Source organism: Micromonospora nigra (assembly GCF_900091585.1).
GTDB classification, from domain to species: Bacteria; Actinomycetota; Actinomycetes; order Mycobacteriales; family Micromonosporaceae; genus Micromonospora; species Micromonospora nigra.
This window is the reverse complement of record NZ_FMHT01000003.1, coordinates 5,209,837-5,220,186: the sequence shown is the minus strand read 5'-3', so window position 1 is coordinate 5,220,186 and position 10,350 is coordinate 5,209,837. Positions and strand designations below refer to the sequence as shown.

Annotated in this window: 13 protein-coding genes; 10 read left to right on the top strand and 3 right to left on the bottom strand. The window is 74.3% G+C overall.

The genetic code is table 11. From position 1 onward, the window contains the following. Positions 1 to 58: 58 nt before the first annotated feature. The 3 genes from GA0070616_RS22955 to GA0070616_RS22945 all read left to right on the top strand — a co-directional run bounded on the left by GA0070616_RS22955 (position 59) and on the right by GA0070616_RS22945 (position 2,389). Positions 59 to 493: an SRPBCC family protein gene (locus GA0070616_RS22955; RefSeq protein ID WP_342672288.1), complete on the top strand. Its 435-nt coding sequence runs from the start codon at positions 59 to 61 to the stop codon at positions 491 to 493. Beyond that, positions 490 to 1,491 carry an SDR family oxidoreductase gene (locus GA0070616_RS22950; RefSeq protein WP_091087066.1) on the top strand — a complete coding sequence of 334 codons (1,002 nt, stop codon included), beginning with the start codon at positions 490 to 492 and terminating at the stop codon, positions 1,489 to 1,491. The genes GA0070616_RS22955 and GA0070616_RS22950 overlap by 4 nt, the downstream gene beginning before the upstream one ends. Positions 1,492 to 1,621: 130 nt before the next feature. Further along, entirely contained in the window at positions 1,622 to 2,389 is a 768-nt protein-coding gene (locus GA0070616_RS22945) for a polyprenol monophosphomannose synthase (protein WP_091087063.1), read from the top strand. 25 nt (positions 2,390 to 2,414) lie between these two features. Here the strand turns inward: GA0070616_RS22945 and GA0070616_RS22940 are convergent, their stop codons facing one another. Continuing rightward, positions 2,415 to 4,028 (bottom strand): phytoene desaturase family protein, encoded by a 1,614-nt coding sequence (locus tag GA0070616_RS22940; RefSeq protein ID WP_091087060.1) that lies wholly within the window; start codon positions 4,026 to 4,028, stop codon positions 2,415 to 2,417. A 69-nt stretch (positions 4,029 to 4,097) separates the two neighbouring features. On the opposite strand from GA0070616_RS22940, the gene GA0070616_RS22935 reads away from it, so the two are divergent. The 6 genes from GA0070616_RS22935 (at position 4,098) to GA0070616_RS22910 (ending at position 8,390) form a co-directional block, all read left to right on the top strand. Beyond that, positions 4,098 to 5,531, top strand: a complete 1,434-nt coding sequence (locus tag GA0070616_RS22935; RefSeq protein WP_091087057.1) for an aldehyde dehydrogenase family protein — start codon at positions 4,098 to 4,100, stop codon at positions 5,529 to 5,531. 189 nt (positions 5,532 to 5,720) lie between these two features. After that, the gene (locus GA0070616_RS22930) at positions 5,721 to 6,701 is read left to right on the top strand and encodes a YihY/virulence factor BrkB family protein (protein ID WP_091087054.1); all 981 of its coding nucleotides are present in this window, start codon (positions 5,721 to 5,723) and stop codon (positions 6,699 to 6,701) included. 46 nt (positions 6,702 to 6,747) lie between these two features. After that, positions 6,748 to 7,164: a DUF2795 domain-containing protein gene (locus GA0070616_RS22925; RefSeq protein ID WP_091087051.1), complete on the top strand. Its 417-nt coding sequence runs from the start codon at positions 6,748 to 6,750 to the stop codon at positions 7,162 to 7,164. A 52-nt stretch (positions 7,165 to 7,216) separates the two neighbouring features. Continuing rightward, positions 7,217 to 7,678: an SRPBCC family protein gene (locus GA0070616_RS22920; protein ID WP_091087047.1), complete on the top strand. Its 462-nt coding sequence runs from the start codon at positions 7,217 to 7,219 to the stop codon at positions 7,676 to 7,678. A 103-nt stretch (positions 7,679 to 7,781) separates the two neighbouring features. Next, positions 7,782 to 8,039, top strand: coding sequence for a hypothetical protein (locus GA0070616_RS22915; RefSeq protein WP_091087044.1), 258 nt, complete (start codon positions 7,782 to 7,784; stop codon positions 8,037 to 8,039). Positions 8,040 to 8,177: 138 nt separating this feature from the next. Next, entirely contained in the window at positions 8,178 to 8,390 is a 213-nt protein-coding gene (locus GA0070616_RS22910) for a hypothetical protein (protein WP_091087040.1), read from the top strand. On the opposite strand, the gene GA0070616_RS22905 is transcribed toward GA0070616_RS22910, so the two are convergent. Further along, the gene (locus GA0070616_RS22905) at positions 8,387 to 8,833 is read right to left on the bottom strand and encodes a hypothetical protein (RefSeq protein ID WP_091087036.1); all 447 of its coding nucleotides are present in this window, start codon (positions 8,831 to 8,833) and stop codon (positions 8,387 to 8,389) included. The genes GA0070616_RS22910 and GA0070616_RS22905 overlap by 4 nt on opposite strands. Positions 8,834 to 8,995: 162 nt before the next feature. Between GA0070616_RS22905 and GA0070616_RS22900 the strand changes: the two genes are divergently transcribed. Beyond that, positions 8,996 to 9,370 carry a DUF6401 family natural product biosynthesis protein gene (locus GA0070616_RS22900; RefSeq protein ID WP_091087033.1) on the top strand — a complete coding sequence of 125 codons (375 nt, stop codon included), beginning with the start codon at positions 8,996 to 8,998 and terminating at the stop codon, positions 9,368 to 9,370. Positions 9,371 to 9,424: 54 nt separating this feature from the next. On the opposite strand, the gene GA0070616_RS22895 is transcribed toward GA0070616_RS22900, so the two are convergent. After that, positions 9,425 to 10,285: a mechanosensitive ion channel family protein gene (locus tag GA0070616_RS22895; protein WP_091087030.1), complete on the bottom strand. Its 861-nt coding sequence runs from the start codon at positions 10,283 to 10,285 to the stop codon at positions 9,425 to 9,427. Between the last annotated feature and the right edge of the window lie 65 nt (positions 10,286 to 10,350).

Genomic DNA, 10,350 nt, shown 5'->3' with positions numbered 1-10,350 from the left:
AACCCGGCGCCGCTGTTAGCCGTCGGTGGGACGGGGGTATGGGGTACACGTGGCGGTTGTGGAGACAGTGATCGCGGCTCCCCCCGATCGGGTCTGGGCGGTGCTGGCCGACGGGTGGACGTACAGCGACTGGGTGGTCGGCACCGCGCACGTGCGCGACGTGGACGACGCGTGGCCCGGGGTGGGCGCCCGGCTGCTCCACCGGGCCGGGCCGTGGCCGTTCTCACTGGAGGACGCCTCGACCGTGCTGGAGTGTGAGCCGCAGCGCCGGTTGGTGCTGCGCGCCCGCCTGTGGCCGGCGGGCGAGGCCGTCGTGGTGTTCGTCCTGGAGCCGGTCGAGGGCGGCACCCGGGTGTCGCTCGGCGAGGACTTCGCCGCCGGGCCGCTGCGCTGGATCCGCACCAAGGTCAACGATCTGGTGCTGCACCTGCGCAACCGGGAGACCCTCGACCGCCTCGCCGACATCGCCCGACGACAGAAGGACCCGCAGTGACGCAGACCGTGGTGGTGACCGGTGGCAGTGCCGGCGTGGGTCGGGCCGTGGCCCGCCGCTACGCCGAACGGGGCGCCCGGGTGGCGCTGCTGGCGCGCGGGCAGGCCGGTCTCGCGGCGGCGGCCCGGGACTGCCGGGACCGGGGCGCGACGGACGTGCGCACCCACCAGGTGGACGTGGCCGACGCCGGGGCGGTGCAGCAGGCCGCCGACGAGGTGGCGAACCGGTTCGGCGGCATCGACGTGTGGGTGAACAACGCGATGGTGTCGGTCTTCGCGCCCACCTGGGAGGTGTCCGCCGCCGAGTTCCGCCGGGTGACGGAGGTCAACTACCTCGGCACCGTGCACGGCACGCTGGCGGCGCTGCGGCACATGCGGGCCCACGGTCGGGGTGCCATCGTGCAGGTCGGGTCGGCGCTGGCGTACCGGGGCATCCCGTTGCAGGCGGCGTACTGCGCGAGCAAGCACGCCGTGCAGGGCTTCAACGACTCGCTGCGGGCCGAGCTGCTGCGGGACTGCCCGGGGGTGCGGTTGTCCATGGTGCAGCTGCCGGCCGTCAACACGCCGCAGTTCTCGTGGGTGCGTACCCGGTTGCCCCGGCACCCGCAGCCCGTCCCGCCGATCTTCGCGCCCGAGGTGGCCGCACGGGCCATCGTCTGGGCGGCGGACCACGGGACCCGCGAGCTGAACGTGGGCGGCCCGACCTGGCGGGCGCGGCTGGGCGACGTGCTGTTCCCCGGCCTGCTGGACCGGAAGCTGGCCCGCGACGGCTGGGACAGCCAGCAGACCGGGGAGCGGATCGACCCGGTCGCCTGGCGGGACAACCTGGACCGGCCGGGCGACGACGAGCGGGACCGGGGCGCGGCGGGGGTGTTCACCGACCGGGCGCGTGACCGCTCGGCGGCGCTGTGGGTCGGCACGCACAAGCCGGCCGTGTCGGCCGTCGCGCTGGCCGGCGTCACCCTGGCGGTCGGGGCGCTGGCCCGCCGGTTGCGCTGAGGTGCCGGTCGGGCGACGCCGACCGGGCGGAGGCGGATGCTGGTCCGTCCGCCGGGGAGCCGTTTCGCCCCGGATGGGACGACTGGCTACGCTCTGAGGGAGCCCTGTCCGCAGACCGAGGATGTCCGCCATGATCGAACCCGTCCAGTTGCCCTCGCCGTGGCGGGACGCACGCCTGACCGTCGTGGTCCCGACCTACAACGAGGCGGGCAACCTGCCGGTGCTGGTCGAGCGGCTGTTGGCCCTGCCGCTGCCCGGTCTGCGGGTGCTCGTCGCCGACGACAACTCGCCCGACGGCACCGGCGAGGTGGCGGACAAGCTGGCCGTCGAGCACCCCGAGCGGTTCGAGGTCGTGCACCGGGCCGGCAAGGAGGGCCTGGGCCGGGCGTACGTGGACGGGATCGGCCGGGCCCTCGACGGCGGCGCGGAGTACGTCGCGCAGATGGACGCCGACCTGTCCCACCCGCCGGAGGCGTTGCCGGGGATGCTGGGCGCGCTGCTGTCCACGCAGGCCGGTGTCGTGATCGGCTCCCGGTACGTGCCGGGCGGCGAGCTGGACGAGAACTGGCCGCTGTACCGGCGGGCGCTCAGCGGCTGGGCGAACCTCTACGTGCACACCCTGCTGCGGGTGCGGATCCGGGACCTGACGGCCGGGTTCAAGATCTGGCGGGCGGACGCGCTGCGCGACATCGGGCTGGGCCGGGTGCAGTCCAACGGCTACAGCTTCCAGGTGGAGATGCACTACCTGGCCACGAAGCTGGGGCACACCATCCTGGAGGTGCCGATCCGGTTCGAGGAGCGGCGCGACGGCGCGTCGAAGATGACCACCGCCACCAAGATCGAGAGTGCGTTGATGCCGTTCAAGCTGCGCACCCGGCACCGCAACATCGAAAGCTGAACCGCGGCCGGGCCCCGGTGCCGGGTCAGCGGTAGACCGCGCGGTGGCCCGCGTCGATCAACCGGTGGTAGACCGCGCCGGTGACGGCGCGGTCCCGGGCGAGGGCGGCGCGGGCGGCGTTCGCGCCCGGTGCTCCGTGCACCCCGCCGCCGGGGTGCGCCGAGGCGCTGGCCAGGAACAACCGGTCCACCGGCGTGTCCGCGCGGCCCAGGCCGGGAATGGGCCGCAGGAACAGCTGCTGGTACGCGGCGGCGGTCCCGCCGCCCAGCGCGCCGCCGACCAGGCTCGGATTGGCGTCCTCCAGGTCGGCGGGTCCGGCCACGTGCCGGCCCACCACCAGGCTGCGGAACCCCGGCGCGGCGGCCTCCAGCACGTCCTCCATCCGGTCGACGTGTGCCGCCACGTCCTCGGTTCGCCAGGTACGGCGGAACGGCAGGTGCGTGTACGACCACAGCGACTCGGTGCCCGGCGGGGAGTGGCTCGGATCGGCCAGGGTCATCTGCCCGACCAGCAGGAACGGGTCGCGGGGCACCAGCCCGCGCGCCAGGTCGGCGGCGTAGCCGGTCAACCCGTCGAGGTCCGCGCCCAGATGGACGGTGCCGGCGGTGGCCACGGCCCGGTTCGTCCACGGCACGGGGGCCGACAGCGCCCAGTCGACCTTCAGCGTGGAGCCGTCCCAGCGGAAGTGCGCCAGGTCCTCCACCAGCCGGGGCGGCAGCGCCGCCGCACCCACCAGGTCCAGGTACAGCGCGGGGGCGGGCACGTCGGCCAGGATGGCCCGCCGGGCCTGCCACCCGCTCCCGCCGACCGTACGCACCCCGACGGCCCGACCGCGCGCGGTGAGCACCCGGTCGACCTTCGCGCCGTAGAGGATCCGCCCACCCCGCGCGGTCAGCCGGGCCACCAGGGCGTCGGTGATCCGCTGTGCCCCGCCGTCGGGCACCGGCCAGCCGACCTGCTGGCCAAGCATCGCCAGCAGCCAGCCGTACACCCCGGAGCCGGCCTCCTCGGGCGACAGGTCGGTGTGCAGGGCACAGCCGGCCAGCAGTGCCGGCCCGCCCTCGCCGGTGAACATCTCGTCGCCCAGCTTCCGCACCGGCACCACGAGGCGGCGGGCCAGCCGCAGCGCCCCGCCGACGCGCAGCCGACGCACCAGGTCCAGTCCGCCGCGCACCGGCGGGAACGGCCGGGTGACGACGTCCAGCATCGGCCGGGAGACCTGCCGCCACTCGTCGTACGCGGTCAGCCAGCGCCCGCCGTCGCCGGGCGCGAACGCCTCCAGTGAGGCGGCGGTGGCGTCCGGGTCCCGGTTGAGCACCGCCGCCCGGCCGTCGGGCATCAGGTGGGCCAGGACGTCCGGCGCGTGCCGCCAGCGCAGCCCGTGCCGGTCCAGGTCGAGGCCGCGCAGCACCGGCGAGGCGTAGCCGAGGGGGTAGAAGGAGCTGTACAGGTCGCTCAGGTAGCCGGGGGCGGTGACCTCACCGGAGCGGACGGCCCCGCCGGGCACCTCGGTGGCCTCCAGCACCAGCACGTCCCAGCCGGCGTCGGCGAGCAGGTTGGCGGCGACGAGCCCGTTGTGGCCCGCCCCGATGACGATGGCGTCGGCCCGCTCCGGGCCGGTGGAACCGGGCGAGATCATCCGATGACGCTACCCGGCGGGTGGCCGGGCGAAACGTTTGTCCCGGCGGGGCCGGGGCATCCACCGCCCATGCACACGGTTGCGCAGCTCATCGGCGGGGTGTGGGGGGCCGGCGGCGACGGCGGCGAGTTCGTCGTGCACGACCCTTCCGACTCCTCGCCGGTCACCTCGGCTCCGGTGGCCACAGCCGACGAGGTCGGCAAGGCGGTGGACGCGGCGCGCGGGGTCGCCGCGCAGTGGGCGGCGACCCCTGCGGCGCAGCGGGCGGCGGCGCTGCACGCGGCGGCCGACGCGGTCGAGGCAGCCGCCGACGAACTGGCCCGGGTCACCACCGCCGAGATGGGCAAGCCGCTCGGTGACGCCCGGGGCGGCGTCGAGGCGGGCGTCGGCACCCTGCGGCAGTACGCCGAGCTGGCCCCGCTGCGCGGCGGCCGGACCCTGCTGGGCGAGCCGGCCGCCATCGACTACCTGATGCCGCAGCCGCGGGGCGTGGTCGCCGCGATCACCCCGTGGAACGACCCGGTCGCGGTCTCCTGCGGGTTGCTCGGCGCAGCCCTGGTCACCGGCAACGTGGTGCTCTACAAGCCGAGCGAACGCACTCCCGCCACCGGCTGGCTGCTGGCCAGGGCCCTGGACCAGGCGCTGCCACCGGGGGTGTTGTCGCTGCTGACGGGTGGGCCGGAGGTGGGAGCGGCGCTGGCCGCGCAGGAGGTCGACGTGGTCGCGCACGTGGGCTCGACCGCCACCGGCCGGGCCATCGCCGCGGCGGCTGCCCGCACCGGCGCGAAGCTGCTGCTGGAGAACGGCGGCAGCGACCCGCTCGTGGTCGACGGGGACGTCGACCCGGGCTGGGCGGCGGCACAGGCGGCGCTCGGTTCCTTCGCCAACGCGGGGCAGATCTGCGTCGCGGTGGAGCGGATCTACGTGCACCGGGACGTGGCCGAGGACTTCGTGGACGCGCTGGTCGAGCGGGCCGCCACGCTGCGCGTCGGGCCGGGGCTGGAGCCGGGCACCGAGCTCGGCCCCCTGGTCGACCGGCGGCACCGCGACCGGGTGCACGGTCAGGTCACCGCCGCGGTCGCCGAGGGCGCCCGGCTGCGGGCCGGCGGGACCCTGCCGGACGGACCCGGCGCGTTCTATCCCGCCACCGTGGTGTCGGACTGCCGGCACGAGATGGCCCTGGTCCGGGAGGAGACGTTCGGGCCGGTCGCGCCCGTGGTGGTGGTCGACTCGTTCAGCGAGGGGCTGCGCTGCGCGGCCGACTCGCCGTACGGGCTGGCGGCCACCGTGTTGACCGGTTCGATGAGTCACGCCCAGCGGGCCTGCCGGGAGCTGCCGGTCGGCACCGTCAAGGTCAACGCCGTGTTCGGTGGGGCGCCCGGCGGGGCGGCGCACCCCCGGCGGGCCAGCGGCCAGGGCTACGGCTACGGCCCCGAGCTGCTCGACGAGTTCTCCGCCACCAAGATGGTGCACGTCGCCCCGCCCGGCGGCGGCCACTGGTGAGGGCGGCCTCGACCGGCCGGGCACGTCCGCCCGGGGCGTGATCGTCCCGATCGCGGCGGTTCGTCACCGTAGACCGATCCCGCGTCGACGAACTCGGCCCCGGTTTGCCGACGCCCGCCGGTCGGGTACCACCAACCGCACTGGAAGCCGGACGCCGCCCGGGCGGCCGGTGGGCACCCTGGAGCGGCCATGACCACGACGGACCCCGCGACGCCGACCGCCGACCGCACGTCCCTGCCGGTACCCGGCCTGGTACGCCAACTCAGCTGGTCGACATGGCGCGGGGTGGTGGTCCGCAGCGGCCGCAACTACCTGCGGGACAACTGCACCGACTGGGCGGCGGCGCTGACCTACTACGGGGTGCTGGCGTTGTTCCCGTCGACGGTGGTGGTGGTCGCCCTGGTGGGGCTCGTCTCCGACGGCGAACGCACGGTCGACACGGTGCTGGACCTGGCCCGTGACGTCGGGGCCGGCTCGGTGGTGGCCGACGAGAGCTTCGTGGGGGTCGTCCGCAACGTGGTCGACCAGAACAGCTCCGCCGGCGTGCTGCTGAGTTTCGGGCTGCTCGGCGCCCTGTGGTCGGCGTCGAACTTCATCGGATCGTTCACCCGCGCCTCCAACGCCATCTACGGGGTGACGGAGGGCCGACCGTTCTGGAAGCTGCGCCCCCTGCAGATCGCCCTGGCGGCCCTGTCCCTGGTGCTGCTGGCGGTGGTCGCCACCGGCCTCATCGTCAGCGGGCCGGTCACCGACGCGGTCGGCGAACTGGTGGGCGCGGGCGGGGCGGCCCGCGCCGCGTGGAGCCTGCTGAAGTGGCCGGTGCTGGCGCTGGTGGCGATGATGCTGATGTCGCTGCTGTTCTGGATCGCCCCGAACGTGCGCCAGCCACGGTTCCGCTGGCTCACCCCGGGCGGGGCGGTGGCGCTCGTGTCCTGGGCGGTGGCGTCGTTCGGATTCGGCCTGTACGTCGCCAACTTCGGCTCGTACGACACCACCTACGGCAGTCTCGGCGCGGTGATCGCCTTCCTGGTGTGGCTCTACCTGTCCAACTCGGCGCTGATGCTGGGCGTGCAGATCAACGCCGAGCTGCAGCGCGGCCGGATGCTTCAGGCCGGTGCGGCCGACACCGAGGAGCCGGTGCTGCCGCCGCGCTCCCCGGCCGCTTCGTGACGGCTTGCCGGGTTTACCGGCGTTCACGTCGGGTAGCGCAGAAGGCATGGAACGTGGCAGCAGCAAGCACGGACCCAGGCTCGACGACCAGATGAGCCAGGAGGTCAGCGGCCTCGTGCAGGGGCCGGGAGCCGGTGGCTCCCGGGTCGACGAGTTCCGTCAGGCGGAGCCGGCGGGCGAGGACCAGCCGGAGCCGACGACGGCACCCACCGGTGACCTGCGCACCGGTTCGCCGCAGGGGATGACCTCGGAGGACGTCGAGGCGCGCAGCCGGCTCGGGCGGTTCATCACGATGACCGCGTTGCCGGGCGACCGCGCGACGTTGATCGCGAACGCGCAGGACAACGAGGCGCCGGCCGACGTCCTCGCCGACCTGGAGCGCCTGCCCGAGGGCACCCGGTACCAGACGGTGTCCGAGGTGTGGGCGGCGCTCGGCCACACCAACGAGACGACCCGCTGGTGAGGCGGACCGGTTGCGGTCCCGCCGTCCCACCGCCGGAGGAGAGAGGAAGCTGATGAGTGGCGTTACCGAGCACGTCGATGTCGCCGTCCCGGTGCGGACGGCCTACGACCAGTGGACCCAGTTCGAGGAGTTCCCCCACTTCATGGAGGGCGTCGAGGAGGTTCGGCAGCTCACCGACAAGATGACCCACTGGACGGTCGAGATCGCCGGGGTGAAGCGGGAGTTCGACGCGGAGATCACCGAGCAGCTGCCCGACGAGCGGGTGGCGTGGCGGTCGACCGGCGGCACCCAGCACGCCGGGGTGGTCACCTTCCACCGGCTGGACGAGAACAACAGCCGGGTCACCCTCCAGCTCGAGTTCGAGCCGCACGGCGTCGTCGAGAAGGCCGGCGACAAGCTCGGCATCGTCGACCGGCGGGCCAAGGGCGACCTGGAGCGCTTCAAGACCTTCATCGAACGACGGGGCGTGGAGACCGGCGCCTGGCGGGGCTCGGTCGACCGGCCGACACCCTGACCACCCCGAACCCGTCCGACGGCCGCCGGCTTGCGCCGGCGGCCGTCGCGCGTCGGGAGAACCGGCTCCGTTTGCACCCCACCGGCCCGGGTACCGCGAAGGCATGACCAACGACGACGACAGGGCATGGCGCAACGAGGAACGTACCCCGCTGCGGGACCTGGACCGCGCGGTGGCGCGTTCGACCATCGACGGGCAGGCCGACGACGTGACCGGCAACGACGCCGGCGAGGAGGCCGCGTTCGGGCACGGCCCCCAGGCCGTGGACCGGGGCGGGCAGGCCGCCGGCGACGAGCCCACCGACCCGGAGCGCGCCTACCGTCCCTCCACCACCGGCCGGACCGGCCCCGACTCGATGTGACCCCCGCCGCGCTCCGGCCGGCGCGTCGTCAGCCGACCGGCGGGAAGGACTGCCCGGGCGGACGGGAAAGCGGACAGCTCAGCCAGAATCGGCCGTTCGGCTGACGGCAACGCCGCCCGCACGCGCAAGACTTTCGGGATGCATCAGGGCTCCGGCTTCCTCACCACGCGCCAGCGCCGCCTGGCGTGGCTCGGCTTCCTGCTCGCCGCCGCGCAGGCGCCCGTCTCCGCCCGGTTCTCCGCCGACAGCTCCTGGCTGTTCAGCCTCTGCGTCGCGGTGATGGTGGCGACCGTGATCATCGCCGACGACGCGGCCCGCCGACGCCCGGCCGACGCCACCTCCACCGACTAGGTGTCGACACCCGGGCGCGCCTCGTGCCCGGGGCGCCCCCGCGTGCGTCGGCGTTCCTTCATCTCCGCCTCGTACAGGTGCCGGCGGCCCGCGACCAACTCGTCGCGGGCCGCCGTCTCCAGCTCCCGGAACAGGGCGTAGTAGCCGTCGTCGAAGTCCTCGACGATCTGGAAGGTCCACCGGCCGGCGATCACGTTGCGACCCAGCAGTTCGGTGTCGATCCGCTCGGCGATCCGCGGGTGCCCGGCGGCGCGGAACATCTCCACCGCGTCGTCGAGCATCAGGTCGGCATGCCCCACGAGCTGGTGCAGCGAGTACAGGTGGCCACGGACGCGCTCCACGCACTCCAGCGCCTCGCTGAGCTTGCCCAGTGCGGCCACCGTGTCGTCGCTCACCCCGTCGGGTCGCCGGTGCCGCTCGTCGGGTCCGTCCGCCTCGCCCATCCGTGCCTCCCTGGTGTCGGTCCTGCCCCTCCGGGCGGTTCTCCTGTGCCCGGTCCGGTCCGGCTCAATCCCCACGGCCGGTCCGGGCGACCCGCTGGACGACCCCCGACCGGCCGAGCGGCCGAGGCCGGCCGGCCCCCGGGTTGGCTAGCGTCGGTCCTCATGCGCGTGTCGTCGAACCGGGTCGCCACCCGAACCGCCGTCGAGTCGGCGCGGTCCAGCCTCACCGCCCTGGCGACGTCCGTGGGTGCCGGGGGCCTCGCCGCCGCCGCCGTCCGGCCGGAACTGCTCGCCCTGGTCGACCAGCACGCGGCCGCCGTACGCGACAGCCTGGGCGGCGACCGCCGGCCGCTGTGCGCCGCCGCGTTGGCCGGCTACGCCAAGGGGGTACGCGACGCCGCGGCCGAGCACGGCTGGCCGCTGCCGACCGACGCGGTGGACTGGTCCGCGCCCGACTGGGTGGCGGTGCGCCTGCTGGCGGTCTGCGCCCTGGCCCGCTCCCTCGGCTCCCCCGCACCGGCACCGCCCCCGCTGTAGGACCACGAACAGGGGCGCCCGCCGCAGCGGACACCCCTGTCGTGACGGACGGTCTCAGCGGCCGAACTGCTGCGTCTCGTCGCTGGCACCGCCGGAGCGGTAGGTGCCCCGGCCCCCGGACATGGCCTGCTCGGACTCGGGGGTGCTGGCGCGCACCACACCGCCCCGGTCGGCCATCTGCCGCTCCGTGTCGCTGCGCCCGGCCCCGGTCGCACGCCGGTGCTCCCGCACGGCCCGCGACTCCTCGGCCATCCGGTCGAGCCAGCCGTCCCAGCGCTGCTGCATCGGCTTCACCAGGCCACCGCCGACGCCGATGATCAGGATGCCGGCGATGGTGGCGAGCACCGCGATCAGCACCGGAGTCGTCACGGTCGTGGCGATGCCCACCTGGTTCAGCGCCGCGATCACCCCCAGCGCGAGGATGAACACGGCCGCCACGTTGGCGAGGACCTTGCCGTACGACAGTCCACCCAGCGCCCCGCTGACGATGTCGCGTACGGCGTTGGCGATGGCGGCGGCGACCACCACGATGACGATCGCCACGAAGGCCCGTGGCAGCCACGCCACCACACCGCTGATCAGGTCGCTGATCGCGTTGGGCCCCCAGACGCCGAAGGCGAACTGCAGGGTGAACAGCAGCACCGCGTAGTAGGCCAGCTTCGCCAGGATGTCACTGGCGTCGTACTTCGTGCGTTCGAGCGCGCGCTTGATGCCGCCCCGTTCGACCCAGCGGTCGAATCCCACCCGTTCCAGTACCGCGTCGACGACCTTGAGTACCGCTCTCGCGATGAGCCATCCGACCACGAGGATCGCGATGAACGCGATGGCCCTTGGCACGAACAGCAGCACCGACCTCCACATGTCGGCCGCGGCATCGCCGATGTCGACCTGCCTGACCGCCAGGGTTTCCGGCATGATGTCCCTCCTGTCGCATGGACTGCCCCGCGCGCATACCCTCTTGCTCCGGTGGCACGCCGCGC